This is a genomic window from Stenotrophomonas maltophilia R551-3 (genome assembly GCF_000020665.1).
In the GTDB taxonomy this organism is placed as follows: Bacteria; Pseudomonadota; Gammaproteobacteria; order Xanthomonadales; family Xanthomonadaceae; genus Stenotrophomonas; species Stenotrophomonas maltophilia_L.
In genome coordinates this window covers 3,941,643-3,966,664 of record NC_011071.1, presented here as the reverse complement: position 1 = coordinate 3,966,664, position 25,022 = coordinate 3,941,643, and the positions used below count along the sequence as shown (strand labels likewise).

The following is a 25,022-nucleotide window of genomic DNA, read 5'->3' as shown; positions in this document are numbered from 1 at the left end:
GCCCAAACGTCCCACACAAGACCCGCGACTCGGACATAATCGGGGGTATGGACCGATACGAACGCATCACCGCCCTGCATCGTCTGCTCAAGTCCGCGCGCTATCCGGTGACGGTGGCGACCCTGCAGGACAAGCTCGGTTGTTCCCGTGCCACCGTCTACCGCGATCTGGCCTTCCTGCGCGATGCGCTGATGGCACCGATCGAGGGCGACGGCGAGGCCGGCTTCCGTTACCAGGCCGACGAGAGTGACCGCTTCGAGCTGCCCGGCCTGTGGCTGAGCTCGGAGGAGCTGCACGCCCTGCTGGCCTCGCAGCACCTGCTGGCACGGACCGGCGGCGGCGTGCTGTCCTCGGTGCTGGCACCGCTGCAACAGCGCATCGAGAGCCTGCTGGCGGCCCAGGCCGGCGTCTCCAACTGGCCGGTGGACCGTGTGCGGGTGATCCCGCACCGTGGCCGCAAGTTCGACGAGGGCAGCTTCCGCAGCGTGGCCTCGGCCGTGCTGGAGCGCCGCCAGCTGGCGTTCGAGTACCGCGCACGCTCTACCGACGAGCCGACCAAGCGCACCGTTTCGCCGCAGCGCCTGACCCACTATCGCGACAACTGGTACCTGGATGCCTGGGACCACGACCGCGAGGCCCTGCGCAGCTTCGCCGTGGACCGCATCCACAAGGCGCGGGTAGTCGACAACACCGCCCGCGACGTTGCCGACAGCGAGCTCGACGAACAGCTCGGCGCCAGCTACGGCATCTTCTCCGGTGCACCGAAGGGCTGGGCGACCATCCTGTTCAGCGCCAAGGCCGCTCGCTGGGTGGCCGACGAACACTGGCACTCCAAGCAGCAGGGCCGTTTCCTGGCCGACGGCCGCTATGAGCTGAAGGTACCGTACAGCGTCTCCCGCGAACTGCTGATGGACGTGCTGCACTACGGCTCGGATGCCGAGATCGTCGAACCGGTGATGCTGCGCGAGCAGGCCAAGGCGCTGCTTGAGCTTGCCCTGAGCAACTACGACAACTCCTGACCCTCCCCCCGAGAACCCTTTTGCCCATGAAGAAGACCCTGTTGCTGCCCCTGCTCGCCGCTGCCTTGGCCCTGACCGCCTGCGGCAAGTCCGGCGAGCCTTCGCAGAAGCTGGTGGTGGCCGCCACGGCCGTGCCGCACGCCGAGATCCTTGAGGTGGTCAAGCCGATCCTCAAGCAGGAAGGCGTGGACCTGGACGTGCGCGTGTTCAATGACTACGTGCAGCCCAACGACCAGCTGGTGCAGAAGCAGGTGGATGCCAACTACTTCCAGACCGAGCCGTACCTGGATGCCTACAACCGCGATCGCAAGAGCGATCTGGTGAAGGTGATCGGCGTGCACATCGAGCCGTTCGGCGCGTACTCGCGCAAGATCAAGTCGCTGGCCGAGCTGCGCGAAGGCGCCGACGTGGTGATCCCGAACGACCCGAGCAACAACAGCCGCGCGCTGATCCTGCTGCACAAGGCTGGTGTGATCGAGCTGAAGGACCCGGCCAACGCACTGTCGACCCAGCGCGACATCACCGCCAACCCGAAGAAGCTGAAGTTCCGTGAGCTGGATTCGGCGATGCTGCCGCGCGTGCTGGACCAGGTCGACCTGGCCCTGATCAACACCAACTACGCGCTGGATGCCGGCCTCAACCCGACCAAGGATGCACTGGCGATCGAGAGCAAGGATTCGCCGTACGTGAACTTCCTGGTCGCACGCCCGGACAACAAGGACGACGCCCGCGTGCAGAAGCTGGCCAAGGCCCTGACCAGCCCGCAGGTGAAGGCATTCATCGAGTCCAAGTACAAGGGCGCGGTGCTGCCGGCGTTCTGATGTTGGGGTAGCGCCGGGCCATGCCCGGCGGAATGGGTGTTCGCCGGGCATGGCCCGGCGCTACCGCCCTCAATCCACGTGGAAGGCGAGGGTGGCCGCCACGGCCTGCTGCCATCCCGCATACAGTTTCTCGCGCCGGGCCACTTCCATCTGCGGCTCGAAGCGCCGGTCCAGCCCCCACTGCGCGGCGATCTGTTCGCGGCTGGTCCAGAACCCCACCGCCAGCCCGGCCAGATAGGCCGCACCCAGGGCGGTTGTTTCGGTCAGCCGCGGCCGCAGCAGCGGTACGCCGAGGATGTCGGCCTGGAACCCGGCCAGGAAGTCGTTGCCGATCGCACCGCCGTCGGCGCGCAGTTCGGTCAGCGCGATGCCGGCATCGGACTGCATCGCATCAAGCACGTCGCGGGTCTGGTAGGCCATCGCCTCCAGTGCCGCGCGCACGAAGTGGGCCTTGTGGGTGCCACGGGTCAGGCCGAACATCGCCCCGCGTACGTCACTGCGCCAGTAGGGTGCACCCAGGCCGACAAACGCCGGCACCAGGTACACGCCACCACTGTCGGGCACCTGCACGGCCAGCGCCTGGCTGTCGCCGGCGCGCTCGATCATGCGCAGTCCATCGCGCAGCCACTGCACCACGGAACCGGCGACGAAGATCGACCCCTCCAACGCGTACTCCACGCGCCCGTCCAGGCCCCAGGCGATGGTGGTCAGCAGGCCATTGCGCGAGCGTACCGCCTGCGCGCCGGTGTGCATCAGCATGAAGCAGCCGGTGCCATAGGTATTCTTGACCATGCCCGGCTGGAAGCAGGCCTGGCCGAACAGCGCCGCCTGCTGGTCACCGGCGATGCCGGCGATCGGAATCGGATGGTCGAAGAAGAACTGCGGCCGGGTGTGCGCGTACACCGAACTGGAGTCGCGTACCTGCGGCAGCATCGCGCGCGGGATGTCCAGAAGCGCCAGCAGGTCGTCGTCCCAGTCCAGCGTGTGGATGTTGAACAGCAGGGTGCGCGCGGCATTGCTGTAGTCGGTCACGTGCGCCTGGCCACCGCTCAGGTTCCAGACCAGCCAGCTGTCGATGGTGCCGAACAGCAGCTCGCCGCGCTCGGCACGCTGCTGCGCGCCCTCTACGTGGTCGAGGATCCACCGCACTTTGGTGGCGGAGAAATAGGCATCGATCAGCAGGCCGGTGCGCTCACGGACCAGCGCCTCATGTCCTTCGGACTTCAGCCGTTCGCAGATGGTGTGGCTCTGCCGCGACTGCCAGACGATGGCGTTGTGGATCGGCTGGCCGGTCGCGCGGTCCCAGACCACGGTGGTTTCGCGCTGGTTGGTGATGCCCAGTGCGGCGATGTGGCGCGGGTCGATCTGCCCGCGGCTGAGCAGTTCGGTCAGCGTGGCATAGACGCTGGTGAGGATCTCGCGCGGGTCATGTTCGACCCAGCCCGGCTGCGGGAAGATCTGCGCGAACTCGCGCTGCGCGCTGCCGACGATGTCGCCGGCACGGTCGAACAGGATCGCGCGCGAACTGGTGGTGCCCTGGTCGATGGCCAGCACGTAGCGGGGCGTCATGCAGCGTCTCCGGTAGCGATTGGGAAATCCTAATGCATCGGTAGCGCCGGGCCATGCCCGGCGTCACCGTGATCCGCCGGGCATGGCCCGGCGCTACCGTTGCGTCATCCACGCCTGCAGCCGCGCCGCCTGCGCGGCATCCAGCCGCAGGCCCAGCTTGCTCCGCCGCCACAGGACATCCTCGGCGCTATGCGCCCACTCATGCTCGCGCAGGAACGCCACTTCGCGTGCATGCAGGCCAGCACCGAATGCCTCGCCCAGATCGGCCATGCTCTGCGCACCCTCCAGCAACGCCACGCTGCGGCTGCCGTAGGCTTCGGCCCAGCGCCGCGCGATGTCCGCTGGCAACCACGGCGCCAAAGCGATCAGTCGCGAGCATGCCTGCCCGGCGTCACCCCAGTCACTGCCCGGTAGCGGTTCTCCCGTTGCGGTCCATGCCGCTCCCATCTGTGACAGGGCAGGGCGCAGCAGCTCCAGCGCTTCCTCGGCCAGCACCCGGTAGGTTGTCAGTTTCCCTCCCAGTATGTGCAAAGCCGGTGCCGGATCCACCTGCAGCTGCAGGCGGTAGTCGCGGCTCAGCTTCGCCGCGCGCGGGTCGGGGTCGGCCAGCAGCGGACGCACGCCGGCGAACTGCCAGACCACATCTGCCGCGCTGATCGGTTCGCGCAGATAGCGGTTGGCCGCCTCGCACAGGTAGGCGACCTCGGAAGGCAGCACGTTGCAGCGCGCCGGGTCGCCGCGGTAGTCGGTGTCGGTGGTACCCACCAGCAGGTGGTCGTGGGCGAACGGCAGCAGGAACACTACGCGGCCATCGGGCTGCTGCAGCAGGCAGGCACTGTCGTCAGGCCAGGCGCGGCGCAGCACGATGTGGCTGCCCTGCACCAGGCGCAGGGCAGGGCCGGCGCTGCGCGGCTGCATCCGATCCAACAGGCCGCCTGCCCACGGACCGGCGGCATTGACCACGGCACGGGCGATCACCGCCTGCTGCTGGCCGTCGGCTGTTTCCAGCGTCACGTGCCAGCGGCCTTGTTCGGCGCGCAGGTCGACGCAGCGGCTGTGGACCCGTACCTGTGCACCGCGTTGCGCGGCATCCAGCGCATTGAGGACGACCAGGCGCGCATCATCGACCTGTGCGTCGGCATAGCTGAACGCCTGTCGCAGCGATGGCGAGAGCTGTGCGCCCAGCGGGTCCTGATGCAGATCCAGTGCGCCCGATGCGGGGAAGGCCGGGCTGCGCGGCCCCAGGTGGTCGTACAGCCACAAGCCCATGCGCAGCAGCCAGCGTGGGCGCAGGTGCGGTTCCCAGGGCAGCACGAAACGCAGTGGCCGGACCAGGTAAGGAGCCTGTCGGCGAACAACCTCGCGTTCGCCCAAGGCCTTGCGTACCAAGCCGAACTCGCGCTGTTCCAGGTAGCGCAGGCCACCGTGGATCAGCTTGCTGCTGGCGCTGGAGGTATGCGCAGCGAGGTCGTGCTGCTCGCACAGCAGCACGCGCAGGCCACGACCGCTGGCATCACGGGCGATGCCGGCACCGTTGATGCCACCACCGATCACCAGCAGGTCGACGTCGTGCATCGCGCCTCCGCATCCTGTGTGTATGTAGAGTCGACTGTCAGTCGACTGCTCTTGTAGAGCCGAGCCATGCTCGGCTATCGAAAAAGCAGTCGACTGACAGTCGACTCTACAGAACGCGGGTGACGGAAACGACGACGGGCCCCGCAGGGCCCGTCGCGTTACATCAATGAAGCAGTTACTGCCTGGATCAGAAGCGGGCGCCGATGCCGAAGCCGACGGTCCACGGATCCATCTTGGCTTCGCCGATCTTCTCGCCGCCGACCTTCACGTCCGGGCGCGAGCGCATGTAGCGGGCGTCGGCACGGGCGAACCAGGTGGAATTGATGTTCATGTCCACGCCGATGGTGCCGATCACGCCCTTCGCATCCTTGAGGCGGATGTCGGAGCTGCTGCCGTCAGCCAGCGTTTCATTGCTGAAGCTGGACTGGTAGTAGCCCACGCCCACGAACGGACGGAACACGTTGTCGGCCTGGCCGAAGTGGTACTGACCGCTCAGTGCGACCGGCTGCTGCTCGACGTTGCCCAGGCGGGCGTTGTTCGGGCCCTTCACCTTGTGGTCGAACTTGTCGGCGGCGCCCCACAGTTCAACGGCCCAGTTGTCGTTGATGTAGTAGCTGAAGCTGACGGTCGGCGCCGGGCCGCCATCGACCTTCTTGATGCCGTCGATCGGATCGTTCTTCGGCTGCAGCAGCGCGACGCCGCCAACCACGGCAAAATGCTTGCCCGAAGCGGTATCGGTGGTGCTGCTGTCCTGGGCGAAAGCGGCCGGCGCGAATGCGGCGGAGGTCAGCAGGGCGAGACTCAGGATACGGATGGAGCGCATGGGGGTATCTCCTAATGTTTCTTGTTTTGGGCCCCCGGTTGCGGGGCGAGCACACCGTAGTCGCCCCAACATGAATCGAATCCGACGCGCGTTAAAAAATAGTTTTCCTTGTTCAGCGACTGGAGCGGAAAGCCTGTTTTCATGGGCTTTCCGACCATCAGTGGCATTCATGCAGTTGGAGAAGATGTGAGCGAAGCAACGTTGTGCATCGGCCTGCAAGCGCAGGTGAAGGCGGATTGCAGGGTGCTGCTGCTGGGCTCGATGCCCGGCGTTGCGTCATTACAGGAGCAGCGCTACTACGCCCATCCACGCAATCGTTTCTGGCCGCTGCTGGCCGATATCTGCGGCTTTGACGCAGGACTGGCCTACCCACAACGGCTGCAGGCCCTGGCGGCGGCAAAGGTCGGCCTGTGGGATGTGATCGGCCAGTGCGAGCGGCGCGGCAGCCTGGATGCGGATATCGTGCGCGGCACGGAAGTGCCCAATGCGCTGCCGGCACTGATCGCTTCGCTTCCTGAGCTGGAGCTGATCGGCTGCAACGGTGGTGCGTCGCTGCAGGCATTCCAGCGCTGGGTGTTGCCCCGCCTGGAAGCCCCGCCGACGCTGCTGGCGCTGCCATCCACCAGCCCGGCCAATGCCGCGTGGTCGTTGCCGCGCCTGCGCCTGGCCTGGCAGCCGGTGGCCGACGCACTGGCGACATGAAGCGGACATCGTCCGGACAATACGCTACCGACTGGATGCAGCCGCAACCCATGGGCAACAGCGTGTCCCGGCTGCGTGCGTACTGAAAACACCTGTAACGGTTGGCGCTGGCCCCCGCTGGCCGCACAATAGACGTTTCCCTACACCAGATTGCCGGAGTTATCCCCATGGCCGAAATCAAGGAAGCACTTGTCCCCGATATCGGTGACTACAGCGATATCCCGGTAATCGAGGTGCTTGTCGCCGTCGGCGACACGGTCAAGAAGGACCAGGGCCTGGTGACGCTGGAAAGCGACAAGGCGACCATGGAAGTGCCGTCGGCCGTGGCCGGCGTGGTCAAGGAGATCAAGGTCAAGGTCGGTGACACCCTGTCCGAGGGCAAGGTCGTGGCGCTGATCGAAGTGGCTGAAGGCGAGGCTGCCAAGCCGGCTGCTGCCGCCCCGGCACCGGCCAAGGCCGCAGCGCCGGCCGCTGCCACCCAGAGCACGCCGGCCCCGGCCGCAGCTGCGCCGGCCGCTCCGGCTGCCAGCGGTGGTGCGGTTGAAGCGCTGGTGCCGGATATCGGCGACTATTCCGGCATTCCGGTCATTGAAGTGCTGGTCGCCGTCGGCGACACGGTCAAGAAGGACCAGGGCCTGGTCACGCTGGAAAGCGACAAGGCCACCATGGAAGTGCCGTCGTCGGTGGCTGGCGTGGTCAAGGAACTGAAGGTCAAGGTCGGCGACAATCTGTCGCAGGGCAATGTGGTCGCCATCATCGAGGCCGAGGGCGCTGCCGTGCCGGCGCCGACCAAGGCAGCCGCTGCTGCCGCTCCGGCTGCCGCCGAGACCGCCACCAAGGTCGAGCCGGTCGCTGTGCCGGCGCAGCCGGACAAGCTGGCGGCCCGCGAGATCGCCTCGGCCGGTACCCCGACCAGCCCGCCGGTGCAGTTCAACGCCGATGGCGTGCTGCCGGCCAAGGTGCCGTATGCCACCCCGGCGGTGCGTGTGTTCGCCCGCGAACTGGGCGTGGACCTGCTGCAGATCAACGGCACTGAGAAGGGTGGCCGCATCACCAAGGGTGACGTGCAGAAGTTCGTCAAGGCCGCACTCAGCGGCGGCGTGCCGGCTGCCGGCGGTGCTGCTGTCGCTGCCGGGGGTGGCCTGAACCTGCTGCCGTGGCCGAAGGTCGACTTCAGCAAGTTCGGCGACGTTGAAGTGCAGCCGTTGTCGCGCATCAAGAAGATTTCCGGCGCGAACCTGGCCCGCAACTGGGCGATGATCCCGCACGTCACCCAGTTCGAACAGGCCGACATCACCGACCTGGAAGGCCTGCGCGTGGCGCTGAACAAGGAAAACGAGAAGGCCGGCATCAAGCTGACCATGCTCGCCTTCCTGATCAAGGCCAGTGCCGCGGCGCTGAAGAAGTTCCCGGAGTTCAACGCCTCGCTCGATGCCAGCGGCGAGAACCTGACCCTGAAGAAGTACTTCAACATCGGCTTCGCCGCCGACACCCCGAACGGTCTGGTCGTGCCGGTCATCCGCGACGTGGACAAGAAGGGCGTGGTGCAGATCGCGCAGGAAACCGGCGAACTGGCCAAGAAGGCGCGCGACGGCAAGCTGGGCCCGGCCGACATGAGCGGCGGCTGCTTCTCGATCAGCTCGCTGGGCGGCATCGGCGGCACCGCGTTCACCCCGATCGTCAATGCACCGGAAGTGGCCATCCTCGGCGTCTCCAAGTCGTCCATCCAGCCGGTCTGGAACGGCAAGGAATTCGCACCGAAGCTGATGCTGCCGCTGTCGCTGAGCTACGACCACCGCGTCATCGACGGCGCCCTGGCCGCACGCTTCACCACGTACCTGTCGCAGGTACTGGCCGACATGCGCCGCGTGCTGCTGTAAGGCACCGCTTCGCCCCCACCGTGCGGCCGCCGCCCCTGCGCGGCCGCGTGAACAGATGCAGTGACACAGCCCGCCGGCGCCGCCGGGCGGGCACGAGGAAAACCCACCATGGCCACGATTGAAGTCAAGGTTCCCGACATCGGCGATTACAGTGATGTGCCGGTGATCGAAGTGTTGGTCGCCGTCGGCGACACGGTGAAGAAGGATCAGGGTCTGGTGACCCTGGAGTCGGACAAGGCCACCCTGGAAGTGCCGTCCTCGGCCACCGGCGTGGTCAAGGAAATCAAGGTCAAGCTGGGCGACACCCTGTCCGAAGGCGCCGTGGTCGTGGTGCTGGACGCCGAAGGTGCCGCCGAAGCCCCGGCCAAGGCCGCCGCGCCGGCCCCGGCAGCGGCCGCTCCGGCCAGCAAGCCGCCGGTGACCCCGTCGCACCGCGCCCCGGCTGAACCTGCTGCGCCGAAGCCGGCGCTGTCCAGCGGCAAGCAGGCCGACATCGAATGCGAAATGGTCGTGCTGGGCTCCGGCCCGGGCGGCTACACCGCTGCCTTCCGCGCCGCCGACGTCGGCCTGGATACGGTGCTGGTCGAGCGCTACGCCAGCCTCGGCGGCGTCTGCCTCAACGTGGGCTGCATTCCGTCCAAGGCGCTGCTGCACGCTGCAGCGGTCATCGACGAAGTGGCCCACGCCGGTGATTTCGGTGTCGAGTTCGGCAAGCCGACCATCACCCTGGACAAGCTGCGCCAGTACAAGGAAAAGGTCGTCAACCAGCTGACCAAGGGCCTGGCCGGCATGGCCAAGCAGCGCAAGGTCCGCAGCGTGCAGGGCGTCGGCAAGTTTGTCTCTGCCAACGAGCTGGAAATCACCGCGGCTGACGGCAGCACCCAGCTGCTGCGCTTCCAGAAGTGCATCATCGCCGCCGGTTCGCAGGCAGTGAAGCTGCCGAACTTCCCGTGGGACGACAAGCGCGTGATGGATTCCACCGACGCGCTGGAACTGGCCGAAGTGCCGGGTTCGCTGCTGGTTGTCGGCGGCGGCATCATCGGCCTGGAAATGGCCACCGTGTATGGCGCGCTGGGCAGCAAGGTCACCGTGGTCGAGTTCATGGACCAGCTGATGCCGGGCGCCGACAAGGACCTGGTCAAGCCGCTGGCTGACCGCCTGAAGAAGCAGGGCATCGACGTGCACCTGAAGACCAAGGCCTCCGGCGTCAGCGCCGATGCCAAGGGCATCACCGTGACCTTCGAAGCCGCCGAGGAAGGCCAGTCGCCCGCGCTGGCGCAGGGCACCTTCGACCGCGTGCTGGTGGCTGTTGGCCGCTCGCCGAACGGCAAGAAGATCGATGCCGAGAAGGCCGGCGTGCAGGTCACCGACCGTGGCTTCATCCCGGTGGATCGCCAGATGCGCACCAACGTGCCGCATATCTTTGCCATCGGCGATATCGTCGGCAACCCGATGCTGGCCCACAAGGCCACGCACGAGGGCAAGCTGGCCGCCGAAGTGGCTGCCGGCCACAAGAAGGAATGGGTGGCCCGCGTGATCCCGTCGGTGGCCTACACCAACCCGGAAATCGCCTGGGTCGGCGTGACCGAGACCGAAGCCAAGGCCAAGGGCCTGAAGGTCGGCGTGGCCAAGTTCCCGTGGGCCGCCAGCGGCCGCGCTATCGGCATCGGCCGCACCGAGGGCTTTACCAAGCTGATCTTCGACGAAGAGTCCCACCGCATCATCGGTGGTGCCATCGTTGGCGTGCATGCCGGTGACCTGCTGGCCGAAATCGGCTTGGCCATCGAGATGGGTGCCGAAGCCGAAGACATCGGCCACACCATCCATGCCCACCCGACGCTGAGCGAATCGGTGGCGATGGCCTCGGAAATCTACGACGGCACGATCACCGATCTGTACATGCCGAAGAAGAAGTAAGGCGCCCGCGCCGTTCCGAACGAAAAGCCCCGGCCTCTGCCGGGGTTTTTTTGTTGGCTGCGGGGAGGTCTTCGGCTGTTGTCATCGCGAGGGTCCGGGCCACTGCGCGGGTGGCAGGCATTTCGACAAATGTCCCCCGTCGCCCGCCTGCGGCGGTCGCCTCCTCCTTTACTTTGTCGAAATGCCTGCCACCCGCGCAGCGGCTCGGCTTGCGGAAAGTAGAGCCACTGCCACTGCAAAGGCCGCGTGGATGCCTGACACGCGGGGGGAGAGGGGCTTGCGTGCGAAGTAAAGGAGGAGGTGACGGCCGCAGGCCGGCGCCGGGGGACATTCGCACGCAAGCCCCTCTCCCCCCAGCGCTCGACCAACCTACTTCTCTGCTCGACGATGCAAAGAAAAAGCGCGGCCCCGATGTTCCGGAGGCCGCGCCAGGAGAGAGAGTGCCGTGGAAGGGGCGGGGGATCAGAACACGAAGCTGACGCCGGCCACAGGGCCCTTGAACTCCTGCTTCAGGCCGATGGTGCCGTCGCTGCCCTTCTTGTCCGCGTCGAGCTTGAACCAGTCGTAGCCAGCGAACACACCGAAGTTCTTCGTGAAGCGGTAATCGACGATGGCGTTGGCGCGGCTCAAGTCGCCCTTGTAGTCATCGAAGCTGCCCCAGCGGGTGTTGAGGTACTGGCCCTGCAGCGTGATCATCCACTTCTCCGACGGCGTGAAGCTCAGGCGCGCACCAACCACCGGAGCGACGCCGTCGGTCTTCTCGTTGAGGAACTGTCCCTCATAGACGGTACCCAGATCGGCGTAGGCCTTGCTGCTGACCTTGGCGTACTCGGCACCCAGCTGCAGGCCGAGGTCGAAGGTATCGGTGTCCACCACCGAGTAGTCATAGACCAGGCTGGCGACCTGGTACTTCAGCTCGCCCTTGACGAAGCTGCCGGACGGCACGTTGACGTCACCGAAGGAAATGTCCTGGCCAAGGGTCTCGCGGCGGTCCTTGTCGTACTTGAAGTAGTTGAACAGCAGGCGCTGGCGGTTGCTGATGCGGAACATGCCGTCGATGCGCGGCTCCCATTCCTTGCCCCCCAGCTTGAAGTCCTCGGAGAAACCGATGTCCTGGCCGGCGACGTTGGTCTTGCCGCGAAGGGTGTTGTCCGAGTCGATGTTCATCGCACCCAGGCGCAGGGCGAAGCGGTCATCGCCTTCAGCGGCGTGGGCGGCTGTGGCGAACGAAGCGCCGGCGGCGAGCAGAGAAAGGGCGAGCAGGGTGGGTACGGGGCGCATCGAAGAGTCCTTGCAGTGGTTCATCAGAATGAAGACCACTGTGCCGGACGGCGCCGTCCACCATCCGTGAACGTATGGTCCACGGCATGTGCACGGTTCAGCGCTGTCGCGACGATGCAAAAAAGATGGCCCCGGAGCGGGGCTTCGGGGCCATCGTGGGACCTGCGGGGCGAAGCGTCGACGAGGTTGCTGCAGGCAGGTCGAAAGATCGGACCGGCACGCTGCGGCGAAAGTTCCGTGGCCTGCGACCAAAGTTCAATGCTGCGCTGCAACATCGCGCGGACGTCATTGTCCCCCGGGTGGCACGCAAAAATGTAAGCGCTACCGCAACTTGCGGCTTCCCGGGATGAACAGGCAGCGGTTGTCTCGCAAATTGTCCCATTGCTATAATTTGGCGGCTCGATGAGGCCCCCCTTGCTGTAGTTGCCTCAGCCTTCCACTTGCAACCACGCGGGACGTCCTGTGCTGAACTCCGTTGATGCGGGTCGGCGACTGATGCTGCGCGCCGCGGTCTACCCGCTGGCCGCAGTGGCTGTCCTGGCCCTGGCCTTCCTGCTGGTTGGTCCGAAGTATGCCCTCGGCGCGCTGGCGTCCGGTGTGGCCATTTCGGCCGGTGGCTGGGTTGCGGCACGGATGGCACTGGGCGGTGGGGCACTGGCCGCAGGATCGGCGATGGCTCGCCTGATCATTGCGATCGTCGCCAAGTGGGTGGTGGTATTCGGCGTCCTGCTGGTGGGGTTCCTGGTCTTCAAGCTGCCTGCATTGGCGCTGTTGGCCGGTATCGCCGTCGGTCTGATGTTCCAGGTCCTGGCCATGGCCAGGCGTTGACAGAATTCAATTAACTAAGGTTCCGGACACATGGCGGGCGAGGCTCTAACCCCTACCAGCTACATCCAGCATCACCTGCACAACCTGACCGCGCCGGTCGGCAAGGGTGAGGGTATGTTCTGGCACATCCACGTCGACACCTTCCTCACCGCGGTCCTGATGGGCCTGGTGATTGTTGTCGCGTTCTGGCTGGGAACCCGCAAGGCCACCGCCGGCGTGCCGGGCAAGTGGCAGGCTTTCGTCGAGATCTGCCTGGAGTTCGTCGACCGCCAGGCCAAGGACACCTACCACGGCAAGAGCAAGCTGGTGACGCCGATCGCCATCACGATCTTCTTCTGGATCCTGATGATGAATCTGCTGAAGATGATCCCGGCCGATTTCATCGCCAAGCCGCTGGAATGGGCGGGCGTCCACTACTGGAAGCCGGTGCCGACCGCTGACGTCAATGCCACCCTGGGCATGGCCTTCAGCGTGTTCTTCCTGATGCTGTTCTTCGCGCTGAAGTCCAAGGGCCTGCTCGGCTTCATCAAGGAATTCCTGACGGCGCCGTTCGGCAAGTGGATGATGCCGTTCAACCTGATCCTCAACATCGTCGAGTGGCTGAGCAAGCCGATTTCTCTGGCGATGCGACTGTTCGGCAACATGTTCGGCGGCGAAATCGTGTTCCTGCTGATCTGGGTGCTGGGTGGTGCCGGTTTCTTCGGTGCCATTGCCGGTGGTGCGTTCGGCCTCGGCTGGATGCTGTTCCACCTGCTGGTGATCCCGCTGCAGGCCTTCATCTTCATGATGCTGTCGATCGTGTACCTGAGCCTGTCGGAAGACGCTCACTGAGTTTCAAGCTTCAACGCGTTTCAACCTTCATCCGTTTCATCACCCTTAGCAACTTAAGTTCCTGGAGATAACCATGTACTTCGCCGTCCTGACCAACTTCGCGCAGATTCAGAGCTCCACCGCCCTTGCCGTCGGCATCATGATCGGCCTGGCCGCGCTGGGCGCCGGTCTGGGTCTGGCCATCATGGCTGGTAAGTTCCTGGAGTCGGCCGCCCGCCAGCCGGAACTGATCCCGGTCCTGCAGGTGCGCATGTTCATCACCGCTGGCCTGATCGACGCCGCGTTCATCATCTCGGTCGCCGTCGGCCTGCTGCTGGCCTTCGCCAACCCGCTGTCGGCTGCCTTTGCTGGCGCCGTCACCAAGGCTCTGGCCGGCTGATACAGCGGTTTGAGACGACCGGGTGCTGATGCACCCGGTTTCGGATGAAGGCCGGATGCGCCGCTTCGGCGGCGCGTCCACCCCGAAACCAGCGATCGAGCTAACCATGAATATCAATTTCACCCTTCTTGCGCAGGCGCTCGCCTTCGCTGGTCTCATCTGGATCATCGCGACCAAGATCTGGCCGCCGCTGATGAACGCGATCGAAGAGCGCCAGCAGAAGATTGCTGAAGGCCTCGCTGCTGCCGACCGCAGCCAGAAAGATCTGGCCCAGGCGCAGGAGAAGGTCAACGAAGCGCTGAAGGAAGCCCGCACCAAGGCCAACGAGATCATCGATCAGGCCCACGCGCGTGCCAACCAGATCGTTGATGCTGCCCGTACCGAAGCGATCACCGAAGCCACCCGTCAGAAGGATCTGGCCCAGGCTGAGATCGACGCCGCCGCCAATCGTGCCCGTGAAGATCTGCGCAAGCAGGTGTCCGCGCTGGCCGTGACCGGTGCCGAAAAGCTGCTCAAGCGCGAAATCGACGCCAACGCCCACAAGGCGCTGCTCGACGAGCTGGCCTCGGAGATCTAAGGATGAGCCAGGCCCTCACGCTTGCCCGCCCGTACGCCCGCGCCGCGTTCGCGACCGCGCGCGACGAAGGCGCGTTCGCGCCGTGGTCGGACGCCCTCGCGTTCTCCGCCCACGTCGCCGCCGACCCGCGCGTGGCGGCCCTGCTCGCCAACCCGGAGCTGGGCCGTGACGACGCCGTCGCCCTGCTGGCGCCGGTGACCCACGGCGAGACCTACTCGCGCTTCCTGGCCATCCTGGCCGAATCGCATCGTCTGCCGCTGCTGCCGGAAATCTCCGGCATGTTCGACGCCCTGCGCGCCGATGCCGAGCACGTGGTCAAGGCCAACGTGACCTCTGCCGCCGAACTCTCGGCCGGTGAACTGGACGCGATCAAGACCGCGCTGCGCAAGCGCTTCAACCGCGAGGTCGAAGTGACCACCGCGGTCGACGCCTCGCTGATCGGTGGCGCCGTGATCGACGCCGGTGACGTGGTCATCGATGGTTCGCTGAAGGGCAAGCTGGCCCGTCTGCAGACCGCGCTCGCTAACTGAATTCATTTAACGTCCGGCCCCGCTGCCGGCACTAGGACTTGACGATGGCAACCACGCTCAACCCCTCCGAAATCAGCGAACTGATCAAGAACCGCATCGAGAAGGTCAAGCTGGCCGCGGAATCGCGCAACGAAGGCACCGTGACCAGCGTGTCCGACGGCATCGTGCGCATCTTCGGTCTGGCCGACGTGATGCAGGGCGAAATGATCGAACTGCCGAACAACAGCTTCGCCCTGGCCCTGAACCTGGAGCGCGACTCGGTCGGCGCCGTGGTCCTGGGCGGCTACGAGCACCTGCGCGAAGGCGACGTTGCCAAGACCACCGGCCGCATCCTGGAAGTGCCGGTTGGTCCGGAACTGCTGGGCCGCGTCGTCAATGCCCTGGGCGAGCCGATCGATGGCAAGGGCCCGCTGGGTACCGACCTGACCGCTCCGGTGGAGCGCGTTGCACCGGGCGTGATCTGGCGCAAGTCGGTCGACCAGCCGGTGCAGACCGGTTACAAGTCGGTCGACTCGATGATCCCGATCGGCCGTGGCCAGCGTGAGCTGATCATCGGCGACCGCCAGACCGGCAAGACCGCGATGGCCATCGATGCGGTGATCAACCAGAAGGGCACCGGCATCAAGTGCGTGTACGTTGCGATCGGCCAGAAGGCTTCGACCATCGCCAACATCGTGCGCAAGCTTGAAGAGAACGGCGCGCTGGCACACACCGTCGTGGTTGCCGCCACTGCTTCCGAATCGGCTGCCATGCAGTACATCAGCGCCTACTCGGGCTGCACCATGGGTGAGTACTTCATGGACCGCGGCGAAGACGCGCTGATCGTGTACGACGATCTGTCCAAGCAGGCCGTTGCCTACCGCCAGATCTCGCTGCTGCTGAAGCGCCCGCCGGGCCGTGAAGCCTACCCGGGTGACGTGTTCTACCTGCACTCCCGTCTGCTCGAGCGCGCTGCCCGCGTGTCCGAGGAGTACGTCGAGAAGTTCACCGAAGGCAAGGTCACCGGCAAGACCGGTTCGCTGACCGCGCTGCCGATCATCGAAACCCAGGCGGGCGACGTTTCCGCGTTCGTTCCGACCAACGTGATCTCGATCACCGACGGCCAGATCTTCCTGGAAACCGACCTGTTCAACGCCGGCATCCGCCCGGCCGTGAACGCCGGTATCTCGGTGTCGCGCGTCGGTGGCTCGGCCCAGACCAAGATCATCAAGAAGCTGTCGGGCGGCATCCGCATCTCGCTGGCCCAGTACCGTGAGCTGGCTGCGTTCGCGCAGTTCGCCTCGGACCTGGACGAAGCGACCCGCAAGCAGCTGGAGCGTGGCCAGCGCGTCACCGAGCTGATGAAGCAGAAGCAGTACGCGCCGATGTCGATCGCCAACCAGGCGCTGTCGATCTACGCCGTCAACGAGGGCTACCTCGACGACGTGCCGGTCAACAAGCTGCTGGCGTTCGAAGAAGGCCTGCACGCCCACTTCGCCAACACCCAGGGCGAGCTGATCAACAAGGTCAACGCCACCGGCGGTTGGGACAACGACATCGAAGGTGCCTTCAAGAAGGGCATCGCCGAGTTCAAGACCACCGGCAGCTGGTAAGACGAACGTGTGGCGGGGCCTGGCCCCGCCACACCGTTGAATGCAGTGGGGCAGAGCCCCGCTCTACGGGAATCAAAGATGGCAAGCGGACGCGAAATCAAAACCAAGATCAAGAGCGTGCAGAACACCCGCAAGGTGACGCGCGCCCTGGAAATGGTCTCGGCCTCCAAGATCCGCAAGGCGCAGGATCGGATGAAGACCTCGCGTCCGTACGCGCAGGCGATGAAGCAGGTGATCGGCCACCTGGCGCAGGCCAGTACCGACTACCAGCATCCGTTCCTGGTCGAGCGCGAGCAGGTCAAGCGGGTCGGTTTCATCGTGATCTCTTCCGATCGCGGCCTGGCTGGCGGCCTCAACAACAACCTGTTCCGCAAGCTCCTGGGTGAAGCCAAGGCCTGGCAGGACAAGGGTGCCGAAGTGGACATGGTGACGATCGGCCAGAAGGCGTCGACCTTCTTCCGCCGGGTCAAGGTCAACATGGTCGGCAGCGTGACCCACATCGGTGACGTGCCGAAGCTGGAATCGCTGATCGGCGTGATCAAGGTCATGCTCGATGCCTTCACCGAAGGCAAGATCGATCGCGTGTACCTGGTCTACAACCGCTTCATCAATACGATGACGCAGAAGGCCAGCTTCGATCAGCTGTTGCCGTTGCCGGCCGCCGAGAAGCAGGTCGCCCATCACGACTGGGACTACCTGTACGAACCCGATGCCGCGACCGTGCTCGAGCACGTGATGACGCGTTACATCGAATCGCTGGTGTACCAGGCGCTGCTGGAGAACGTCGCGTCCGAACATGCCGCACGCATGGTCGCGATGAAGTCGGCCAGCGACAACGCCAACAAGCTGATCGGCGATCTGCAGCTCGTCTACAACAAGGCGCGCCAGGCAGCGATCACCCAGGAAATTTCCGAAATCGTCGGCGGCGCGGCAGCAGTCTGACCGCGTTCGTTCAAAGCACACATTTAGAGGATGCAGCAATGAGTCAGGGCAAGATCGTTCAGATCATCGGCGCCGTCGTCGACGTCGAATTCCCGCGTGAGTCGGTGCCGAAGGTGTATGACGCACTGAAGGTGGAAAACACCGAGATCACCCTTGAAGTCCAGCAGCAGCTGGGCGACGGCGTGGTCCGTTGCATCGCGCTGGGTTCCACCGATGGCCTGAAGCGCAACCTGGTTGCGGTCAACACCGGCCGTGGCATCTCGGTGCCGGTCGGCGCCGGTACCCTGGGCCGCATCATGGACGTGCTTGGCCGTCCGATCGACGAAGCCGGCCCGGTGGCCGCCAGCGACAGCTGGGAAATCCACCGCGACGCGCCGTCGTACGAAGACCAGTCCCCGGCCACCGAGCTGCTGGAAACCGGCATCAAGGTCATCGACCTGATGTGCCCGTTCGCCAAGGGCGGCAAGGTCGGTCTGTTCGGCGGCGCCGGCGTCGGCAAGACCGTCAACATGATGGAACTGATCAACAACATCGCCAAGGCGCACAGCGGTCTGTCCGTGTTCGCCGGCGTGGGTGAGCGTACCCGTGAGGGCAACGACTTCTACCACGAGATGAAGGACTCCAACGTCCTGGACAAGGTCGCGATGGTGTACGGCCAGATGAACGAGCCGCCGGGCAACCGTCTGCGCGTTGCGCTGACCGGCCTGACCATGGCCGAGTACTTCCGCGACGAGAAGGACGAGAACGGCAAGGGCAAGGACGTGCTGCTGTTCGTCGACAACATCTACCGCTACACCCTGGCCGGTACCGAAGTGTCGGCACTGCTGGGCCGCATGCCGTCGGCAGTGGGTTACCAGCCGACCCTGGCCGAGGAAATGGGCGTCCTGCAGGAGCGCATCACCTCGACCAAGAACGGTTCGATCACCTCGATCCAGGCCGTCTACGTTCCCGCGGATGACTTGACCGATCCGTCGCCGGCGACCACCTTCGCCCACCTGGATTCGACCGTGACCCTGTCGCGTTCGATCGCCTCGCTGGGTATCTACCCGGCAGTCGACCCGCTGGATTCCACCAGCCGCCAGATGGACCCGCTGGTCATCGGCCACGAGCACTACGACACCGCCCAGCGCGTCCAGCAGACCCTGCAGAAGTACAAGGAACTGAAGGACATCATCGCCATCCTGGGCATGGACGAACTGTCCGAAGAAGACAAGCAGGCCGTGTCGCGCGCACGCAAGATCGAACGCTTCTTCAGCCAGCCGTTCCACGTGGCCGAAGTGTTCACCGGCTCGCCGGGCAAGTACGTGTCGCTGAAGGACACCATCCGTGGCTTCAAGGCCATCGTCGATGGCGAGTACGACCACCTGCCGGAGCAGGCGTTCTACATGGTCGGCAGCATCGAAGAAGCGGTCGAGAAGGCCAAGAAGATGGCCGAGAAGGCCTGATGCGGCGGGGACAGGCTTCGGCCTGTCCCATCCGTGACACGGGGTGGGCCTGCGCCCACCGCTGCGGAAACCCCTGCGGTGGGTAACACCCGCCCCCTAGCGAAGAGAGTTCCATGAGCACCATCCGTTGCGACATCGTCAGCGCCGAGCAGGAAATCTTCCGTGGTGAAGCGACCCTGGTCGTGGCCACCGGTGAGCTGGGCGAACTGGGCATCGCGCCCAAGCACGCGCCGCTGATCACCCGCCTGAAGCCGGGCAAGGTGGTGGTGACCACGCCGAACGGCGAGCAGCTGGATTTCGCCATTTCCGGCGGCATCCTGGAAGTGCAGCCGCAGGTCGTGACCGTGCTGGCCGACACCGCGATCCGCGCACAGGACATCGACGAAGCCTCGGTCCGCAAGGCCAAGGAAGAAGCCGAGCGCATCCTGGCCAATCGCGGCGAAGCGATGGAAGTGGCCGAAGCCCAGCAGAAGCTGGCTGAAGCTGTTGTCCAGCTGCAGGCGCTGGAGCGCCTGCGCAAGACCCTCAAGCACTGAGGTTTCTCGCGCTGCATCCACGAGAACGCCGGCCCTGCGCCGGCGTTTTTGTTTGGCTGGTGGGGCAGGGCCGACTGGGTAGAGTCGACTGTCAGTCGACTATCGCGCGCAGCGCGGGATTTTCGCGGTCTGATGGAAGAGCAGTCGACTGACAGTCGACTCTACCGATCCCGATCCCTGCGCCGCGTCAGCGATACACCACGTAGCGCATCAGCAGGAAGGACGCGCCGGCCAGCCCGCCTTCCACCAGTGGCTTGGCCAGCCAGGTGTACTGCAGGCCCAGTGTGTGGTCGACCAGGCTTACCAGCAGTGTGCTGGCCACGGTCAACAGCAGCCACAGCCCGAAGAAGCGCGCGAAGCGCCTCCAGCCCAGTTTGTGCGTGCCTGCCTCGGCAAAGGTGTAACGGCCGTTGAGCCAGAAGCCCAGCAGCATCCCGGCCAGGCGTCCGGCGACGTTGGCCGGTACTATCGGCAACCCCAGCGCGGTGGTGACAACGAACACCAGCCAGTCAACCAGCAGCTGCATGAGCCCGATGACGAGGTAGGTGCTTCCCTGGCGGACGAGGGTCATGGGCGTGGTGAAGGCAGGAGGACATCCATGTTAACGGCCTACGCTCTAGAATCACGGGCAACGAACCACGGATTGCCGCTCCCATGACCCAACCCCTGCACGTCATCATCCTCGCCGCCGGCGCCGGCAAGCGCATGAAATCGGTGCTGCCGAAGGTGCTGCAGCCGATCGCCGGCCAGCCGATGCTGGCGCACGTGATCGCGGCCGCCCGCGAACTGGAACCGGCGGCGATCCATGTGGTCTATGGCCATGGTGGTGAAGCGGTGCGCCAGCACTTCGCCGGCCAGCCCGACCTGCAGTGGGCCGAGCAGGCGCAGCAGCTGGGCACCGGCCATGCGGTCGCCCAGGCGATGCCGCAGGTGCCCGATGCCGCACAGGTGCTGGTGCTGTACGGCGACGTGCCGCTGATCCGCGCACAGACCCTGCGTGACCTGTTGGCGCAGCCCGGTCGGCTGGCCGTGCTGGTGGCCGAGATGGATGATCCGACCGGATATGGCCGCGTGCTGCGCGACGCCGAGGGCAAGGTCGGCTCGATCGTCGAGCAGAAGGACGCCAACGACGACCAGCTGCGCGTACGCACGATCAATACCGGCATCATCGCCGCCGAATCCACCGCGCTGCGCCGTTGGCTGTCGCAGCTGTCGAACAGCAATGCACAGGGCGAGTACTACCTCACCGACGTGTTCGCCTTCGCCGCGCATGAGTACACCCCGGCCGAGATGGCGCTGGTGGCTGATGCACAGGAAGCCGAAGGTGCAAACGATCCCTGGCAGCTGTCGCAGCTGGAGCGCGCCTGGCAGCGCCGCGCCGTGCGCGCTTTGTGCGCGCAGGGTGCGCGCGTGCGTGATCCGGCGCGCCTGGACATCCGCGGTACTGTCAGTGTCGGCAACGACGTGCTGATCGATGTTGACGTCGTGCTCGAGGGCAACATCGTGCTGGGCGATGGCGTGACCATTGGACCGTTCAACCGGCTGAAGGACGTCAATCTCGGCCCGGGCACCGAAGTGCGTGCGCACTGCGACCTGGAAGGCGTGATCACCGAAGGTGCTGCGCAGGTAGGACCGTTCGCCCGCCTGCGCCCCGGTACCGTGCTGGCCGACGGCGTGCACGTGGGCAACTTCGTCGAGACCAAGAAGGTCACCCTGGGAGTGGGCAGCAAGGCCAACCACCTGACCTACCTGGGCGACGCGGTGATCGGCAGCAAGGTGAACATTGGTGCCGGCACCATCACCTGCAACTACGACGGCGTCAACAAGTCGACCACCACCATCGGCGACAACGCTTTCATCGGTTCCAACAGTTCGCTGGTAGCACCGGTGACCATTGGCGACAGCGCGACGATTGCCGCCGGTTCGGTCATCACCCGCGACGCCCCGGATGGCAAGCTGACCCTGGCACGTGCACGACAGGAAACCATCGATGGCTGGAAGCGCCCGCTCAAGAAGTCCTGAGCCACGTGCAGCGCGCGCCGAAGAGCTCGGTGCGCTGCCTGCCATTGAGCAACGTGCCGGCGAACTGCTGAAAGGTCATCCGGCCTACACGGTGTTCGCCGGCCATGGGCTGGACCTGCAGACCCTGCAGGAGGGCTTGCAGCGCGGTCAGTTGTGGGTGGTCGATGCAGCTGATGGTGGCGTTGCGGGTTACCTGCTGGCCGGCGAACTGTGCGGTGAGTTCCATGTGCTGCAGATGGACGTGGATCCCACGCACGCGCGGCGTGGCCACGGCCGTGCATTGCTGCGCCACGCAATGGCGCAGGCGAGGGGCGGGGGCTACGCAGCCGCGGTGCTGACCACGCTGTCCGACGTGCCGTGGAATGCGGCCTTCTATGCCAGCGAAGGGTTCGCGGTAGTGCCGCAGGCGGAGTGGAACGATGGCCTGCGCGCGGTGATGGCCGAAGAGGCCGCGCTGGGGTTCCCGATGAACCTGCGGGTGGTGATGCGGCGCGTCTGGTAGCTGCCGGCCTTGGTCGGCACATCCGCGCATGGCGTGGATCTTCCCGCTCAACCCACCGGCAACAGGATCGACACGCACAACCCGCCATCGCCGCGATTCTGCAGTGATACCCGGCCGCCATGCGCTTCCACGATCTCGCGGGTCAAGGCCAGGCCCAATCCGGTGCCGTTGCGCTTGGTCGAATAGAACGGCATCAACGCGTTCTGCAGCACCTGCTCGTTCATGCCCTTGCCACGGTCGAGTACGTCCAGGCGCAGCCACTGCGGCAACCGCGTCAGCTGCACCTGCACATCGTCGTTCGGCGGATCAGCCTCGGCGCAGGCTTCATGTGCGTTCTTCAGCAGGTTCAACAGCGCCTGCCCGAACTGTGCGATGTCGATGCGGCTGCTCAGTTCCTCGTCCGGCTCGTGCTCCATGCCGAACGGAATCTGTTGGCGCATGCTGGACAGGAACGGTGCCCAGTGCACGGTCTGCAACTGCGGTTGCGGCAGCTTGGCAAAGCGCGCATAGCCGCGGATGAAACCTTCCAGGTGGCGCGCACGGTCTTCGATGGTGGTGAAGATCTCCGGCAGCCGATCAAAGCGTTCGCGCTGCACCAGCACACCGCCGGAATGGGCCAGCGATGCGATCGGCGCCAGCGAGTTGTTGAGCTCGTGGCTGATCACCCGGATCACCTTCTTCCAGGTCTGCACTTCCTGGCGCCGCAGCTCGGCGGTCAGCAGACGCACCAGCAGCAGGTCATGCGGTCGGCCGTTGAGCTGGAAGGCGCGCCGCGACAGGTGGTAGACCTGCTCGTCGTCCTCATCACCATCCTCTCCCTCGGCGTGTACTGCGAACAGGCTGTCGCCGCCACGGGCGATGGCATCGCGCAGCTCCACCGGCACCTGTTCCAGCACCTCTTCCAGGCGCTGGCCTTCCAGCTTCCAGCCGCCGTGCAGCAGCTTGCGCGCGGCCAGGTTGGAAAACACCACGCGGGCGATGCCATCGCCACCGGAAGCGATCAGCAGCATTGCCACCGGCGTGTTCTGCACCATGGTGTCCAGCAGCAGCTCGCGCTGCACCAGGCCCTGTCGCTGCGCGCGCAGCACATCACCCAGCTCGCGGTGGGCTTCTACCAGGTCACCCAGTTCATCGTTGCCGGGCCAGTACACGCCGAAGTTGTACTCGCCATCGCGGTAGCTGCTGGTGGTGCCGGACAGGGCGCGCATCAGCGAACGTACCGGCGCGGTGGCGCGACGCAGGGTCCACCACATCAGCGACAGCAGGACCAGCGCCGACACCGTGGTAACCACCCAGCCATGGTCCATCCAGTACGCCAGCAGCCATGGCAAGGCGGCGGCCAGCGCCAGCACCGGCAGCAGGCGCAGGAACAGGCGGAAGGTGAACGAGCGCCGTTTCATTCGCGTGGGATGCCGTGGCGATCCATCCGCCGGTACAGCGCCTGCCGGCTCAGGCCGAGTTCGGCGGCGGCCTGCGCGATGACGCCGTGGTTGCGCGCCAGTACGTCTTCGATGCGCGCGCGGTCGGGATCATTGCCCACGCTGGGCGCCGGGCGCGGAGCGGCGGCTGCACGCGGCAGGTTGAGATCAGCTACTTCGATGCGGTTGCCGGTGGCCAGCAGTTCGGCGCGCTGGATCACGTTGCGCAGCTCGCGCACGTTGCCCGGCCAGGGGTGCCGCTGCAGGGCAGCGGTGGCAGCACTGGACAGCGGCTTGCCAGCGGTCAGGAAGCGCTCGGCCAGCGGCACGATGTCGCCCGCGCGCTCGGCCAGCGGCGGCAGCACCAGTTCCACCGTATTGAGGCGGTAATAGAGGTCTTCGCGGAAGCTGCCCTCGCGGATCATCGCTGGCAGGTCGGCGTTGGTCGCACTGACCACGCGTACCTTGACCTGGCGTTCGCGGTTGGAGCCCAGCCGCTCGAAGCGGCCGGTTTCGAGCACGCGCAGCAGTTTCATCTGCCCGCCCAGCGACAGGTTGCCGATCTCATCCAGGAACAGGGTGCCACCATCGGCGGCTTCGAACTTGCCTTCGCGTGCCTTGTTGGCGCCGGTGTAGGCACCGGCCTCGGCACCGAACAGTTCGGCCTCGATCAGTTCCGACGGCAGCGCACCGCAGTTGACCGTGATGAACGGTCCTTTGGCCACCAGCGAATTGGCCTGGATGATCTGCGCGATCTTTTCCTTGCCCGCACCATTGGGGCCGGTGATCAGCACCGGCAGTTCCGAGCGCGCGACCTGGCAGGCCAGGGCAATGACGCGCTCGCTGGCCGGATCGGCAAAGACCGCGCCGCACAGGTCGTACTTCTCTTCCAGCGCATTGCGCTGACGCAGTTCACGGCTGCGGCGCCGGTCCAGTTCGCGACGCGCCTCGGACAGTTCCAGCAGGTTGTTGACGGTGGTCAGCAGCTTGCGGTCGTCCCACGGCTTGGCCAGGTAGTCGGCGGCACCGGCCTTGACCAGGTCCACCGCGCTGCTCAGGTGGGTCCAGGCGGTGAGCAGGATCACCGGCAGGTCCGGATGGCGTGCGCGGATCTGCGCGAACAAGGCCTCACCTTCTTCCCCGGAGGTTGTGTCCTCGCTGAAGTTCATGTCCTGGATGACCAGGTCGACCGCCTGCGATTCCAGCAGCGCCAGCCCCTCGGTCGGGCTCTGCGCCTGCAGGGTGTCGATGTCGTGCAGGGAGAACAGCACATCCAGTGCGGTGCCTACACTGGCGTTGTCGTCGATGATCAGGATCGAAGGCATCAAGCGGTTCTGCAGAAAGGGATGGGCGGCGCCGATGGAGCCGATCGTGTCCACGCACCGGGAGAGCCCGGCGCCACCCATCAAGCATAGCCAAACCCGTGGCCGCAGGGGCAGGCGGGGTCAGCGCCGCGCTGGCGGAGGGGGTGGTGCCGGTGGAGGCGGAGCGACCAGCGCCAGGCGCCAGGCAGCCGCATTCACCGGGACTGTCATTTCGCGCCTGTCGCGGCGCAGCAACAGATAGACGGTGGGGCCGGTGGCGTGGCGCAGGGCGCCGGCAAGGTGCTCGACCCGGCGCACCGCAGTGTCGTCCACGCGCAGGATGCGATCGCCGCTGCGCACGCCGAAGCGGGCCTCTGGGCTGGCGGCGTCCACATGCACCTGGCCCTCGGTCGAGCGCAGTGCCAGCCGTGCATCATCCTGGCGCCATTCCAGCGTCTGCGAGTTGCCACCGCCAGCCAGAGCCGGCAGCGGCAGGAGCATCACCAGCAGCATCCAGCGGGCGCGCATC

The 25,022-nt window shown here is 65.7% G+C and carries 24 protein-coding genes; 16 read left to right on the top strand and 8 right to left on the bottom strand.

The window, feature by feature from the left end:
* Positions 1-47 precede the first annotated feature (47 nt).
* Positions 48-1,019 (top strand): helix-turn-helix transcriptional regulator, encoded by a 972-nt coding sequence (locus SMAL_RS17915; RefSeq protein WP_012512177.1) that lies wholly within the window; start codon positions 48-50, stop codon positions 1,017-1,019.
* Between the two features lie 26 nt (positions 1,020-1,045).
* Positions 1,046-1,840: a MetQ/NlpA family ABC transporter substrate-binding protein gene (locus SMAL_RS17910; RefSeq protein WP_006394939.1), complete on the top strand. Its 795-nt coding sequence runs from the start codon at positions 1,046-1,048 to the stop codon at positions 1,838-1,840.
* A gap of 69 nt (positions 1,841-1,909) precedes the next feature.
* Here SMAL_RS17910 and glpK read toward each other — a convergent pair whose 3' ends face one another.
* From glpK to SMAL_RS17895, 3 genes are all read right to left on the bottom strand, one after another.
* Complete coding sequence (gene glpK, locus SMAL_RS17905) at positions 1,910-3,409, bottom strand: glycerol kinase GlpK (protein WP_012512176.1); 1,500 nt, start codon at positions 3,407-3,409, stop codon at positions 1,910-1,912.
* A 93-nt stretch (positions 3,410-3,502) separates the two neighbouring features.
* Positions 3,503-4,984 (bottom strand): glycerol-3-phosphate dehydrogenase, encoded by a 1,482-nt coding sequence (glpD, locus tag SMAL_RS17900; RefSeq protein WP_012512175.1) that lies wholly within the window; start codon positions 4,982-4,984, stop codon positions 3,503-3,505.
* Between the two features lie 187 nt (positions 4,985-5,171).
* Positions 5,172-5,807 carry an OmpW/AlkL family protein gene (locus tag SMAL_RS17895; RefSeq protein WP_012512174.1) on the bottom strand — a complete coding sequence of 212 codons (636 nt, stop codon included), beginning with the start codon at positions 5,805-5,807 and terminating at the stop codon, positions 5,172-5,174.
* Between the two features lie 186 nt (positions 5,808-5,993).
* Between SMAL_RS17895 and SMAL_RS17890 the strand changes: the two genes are divergently transcribed.
* The 3 genes from SMAL_RS17890 (at position 5,994) to lpdA (ending at position 10,306) form a co-directional block, all read left to right on the top strand.
* The gene (locus SMAL_RS17890; protein WP_006394728.1) at positions 5,994-6,509 is read left to right on the top strand and encodes a DNA-deoxyinosine glycosylase; all 516 of its coding nucleotides are present in this window, start codon (positions 5,994-5,996) and stop codon (positions 6,507-6,509) included.
* A gap of 167 nt (positions 6,510-6,676) precedes the next feature.
* Positions 6,677-8,389, top strand: coding sequence for a dihydrolipoyllysine-residue acetyltransferase (gene aceF / locus SMAL_RS17885; RefSeq protein WP_012512173.1), 1,713 nt, complete (start codon positions 6,677-6,679; stop codon positions 8,387-8,389).
* A 108-nt stretch (positions 8,390-8,497) separates the two neighbouring features.
* Positions 8,498-10,306: a dihydrolipoyl dehydrogenase gene (lpdA, locus tag SMAL_RS17880; protein WP_012512172.1), complete on the top strand. Its 1,809-nt coding sequence runs from the start codon at positions 8,498-8,500 to the stop codon at positions 10,304-10,306.
* A 462-nt stretch (positions 10,307-10,768) separates the two neighbouring features.
* Here the strand turns inward: lpdA and SMAL_RS17875 are convergent, their stop codons facing one another.
* Positions 10,769-11,587 carry a hypothetical protein gene (locus SMAL_RS17875; RefSeq protein ID WP_012512171.1) on the bottom strand — a complete coding sequence of 273 codons (819 nt, stop codon included), beginning with the start codon at positions 11,585-11,587 and terminating at the stop codon, positions 10,769-10,771.
* 462 nt (positions 11,588-12,049) lie between these two features.
* Here SMAL_RS17875 and SMAL_RS17870 point away from each other — a divergent pair, with 462 nt between their 5' ends.
* From SMAL_RS17870 to SMAL_RS17830, 9 genes are all read left to right on the top strand, one after another.
* Entirely contained in the window at positions 12,050-12,415 is a 366-nt protein-coding gene (locus tag SMAL_RS17870; protein WP_006394654.1) for a hypothetical protein, read from the top strand.
* A gap of 30 nt (positions 12,416-12,445) precedes the next feature.
* On the top strand, positions 12,446-13,246 hold the full coding sequence (atpB, locus tag SMAL_RS17865) for a F0F1 ATP synthase subunit A (RefSeq protein ID WP_006394651.1): 801 nt from the start codon (positions 12,446-12,448) through the stop codon (positions 13,244-13,246).
* Positions 13,247-13,319: 73 nt separating this feature from the next.
* Positions 13,320-13,625: a F0F1 ATP synthase subunit C gene (atpE, locus tag SMAL_RS17860; RefSeq protein ID WP_005411133.1), complete on the top strand. Its 306-nt coding sequence runs from the start codon at positions 13,320-13,322 to the stop codon at positions 13,623-13,625.
* A 106-nt stretch (positions 13,626-13,731) separates the two neighbouring features.
* The gene (locus tag SMAL_RS17855) at positions 13,732-14,202 is read left to right on the top strand and encodes a F0F1 ATP synthase subunit B (RefSeq protein ID WP_012512170.1); all 471 of its coding nucleotides are present in this window, start codon (positions 13,732-13,734) and stop codon (positions 14,200-14,202) included.
* A 2-nt stretch (positions 14,203-14,204) separates the two neighbouring features.
* Complete coding sequence (locus SMAL_RS17850) at positions 14,205-14,732, top strand: F0F1 ATP synthase subunit delta (protein WP_012512169.1); 528 nt, start codon at positions 14,205-14,207, stop codon at positions 14,730-14,732.
* A gap of 44 nt (positions 14,733-14,776) precedes the next feature.
* Positions 14,777-16,324 carry a F0F1 ATP synthase subunit alpha gene (atpA, locus tag SMAL_RS17845; protein WP_012512168.1) on the top strand — a complete coding sequence of 516 codons (1,548 nt, stop codon included), beginning with the start codon at positions 14,777-14,779 and terminating at the stop codon, positions 16,322-16,324.
* Between the two features lie 78 nt (positions 16,325-16,402).
* Entirely contained in the window at positions 16,403-17,266 is an 864-nt protein-coding gene (atpG, locus tag SMAL_RS17840) for a F0F1 ATP synthase subunit gamma (protein WP_006394538.1), read from the top strand.
* A gap of 38 nt (positions 17,267-17,304) precedes the next feature.
* The gene (gene atpD / locus SMAL_RS17835) at positions 17,305-18,711 is read left to right on the top strand and encodes a F0F1 ATP synthase subunit beta (protein WP_006394537.1); all 1,407 of its coding nucleotides are present in this window, start codon (positions 17,305-17,307) and stop codon (positions 18,709-18,711) included.
* Positions 18,712-18,824: 113 nt separating this feature from the next.
* Positions 18,825-19,247: a F0F1 ATP synthase subunit epsilon gene (locus SMAL_RS17830; RefSeq protein ID WP_005411127.1), complete on the top strand. Its 423-nt coding sequence runs from the start codon at positions 18,825-18,827 to the stop codon at positions 19,245-19,247.
* Positions 19,248-19,434: 187 nt separating this feature from the next.
* Here SMAL_RS17830 and SMAL_RS17825 read toward each other — a convergent pair whose 3' ends face one another.
* Positions 19,435-19,818 carry a GtrA family protein gene (locus tag SMAL_RS17825; protein ID WP_006394401.1) on the bottom strand — a complete coding sequence of 128 codons (384 nt, stop codon included), beginning with the start codon at positions 19,816-19,818 and terminating at the stop codon, positions 19,435-19,437.
* An 83-nt stretch (positions 19,819-19,901) separates the two neighbouring features.
* Here SMAL_RS17825 and glmU point away from each other — a divergent pair, with 83 nt between their 5' ends.
* Positions 19,902-21,269: a bifunctional UDP-N-acetylglucosamine diphosphorylase/glucosamine-1-phosphate N-acetyltransferase GlmU gene (gene glmU / locus SMAL_RS17820; protein WP_006394399.1), complete on the top strand. Its 1,368-nt coding sequence runs from the start codon at positions 19,902-19,904 to the stop codon at positions 21,267-21,269.
* On the top strand, positions 21,238-21,771 hold the full coding sequence (locus SMAL_RS17815) for a GNAT family N-acetyltransferase (RefSeq protein ID WP_006394398.1): 534 nt from the start codon (positions 21,238-21,240) through the stop codon (positions 21,769-21,771). The genes glmU and SMAL_RS17815 overlap by 32 nt, the downstream gene beginning before the upstream one ends.
* 47 nt (positions 21,772-21,818) lie before the next feature.
* Here the strand turns inward: SMAL_RS17815 and SMAL_RS17810 are convergent, their stop codons facing one another.
* The 3 genes from SMAL_RS17810 to SMAL_RS17800 form a co-directional block, all read right to left on the bottom strand.
* On the bottom strand, positions 21,819-23,171 hold the full coding sequence (locus SMAL_RS17810) for a sensor histidine kinase (RefSeq protein ID WP_006394396.1): 1,353 nt from the start codon (positions 23,169-23,171) through the stop codon (positions 21,819-21,821).
* On the bottom strand, positions 23,168-24,514 hold the full coding sequence (locus SMAL_RS17805) for a sigma-54-dependent transcriptional regulator (protein ID WP_012512167.1): 1,347 nt from the start codon (positions 24,512-24,514) through the stop codon (positions 23,168-23,170). The genes SMAL_RS17810 and SMAL_RS17805 overlap by 4 nt, the downstream gene beginning before the upstream one ends.
* A gap of 120 nt (positions 24,515-24,634) precedes the next feature.
* Entirely contained in the window at positions 24,635-25,021 is a 387-nt protein-coding gene (locus SMAL_RS17800) for a PDZ domain-containing protein (RefSeq protein ID WP_012512166.1), read from the bottom strand.
* Position 25,022: the final 1 nt, after the last annotated feature.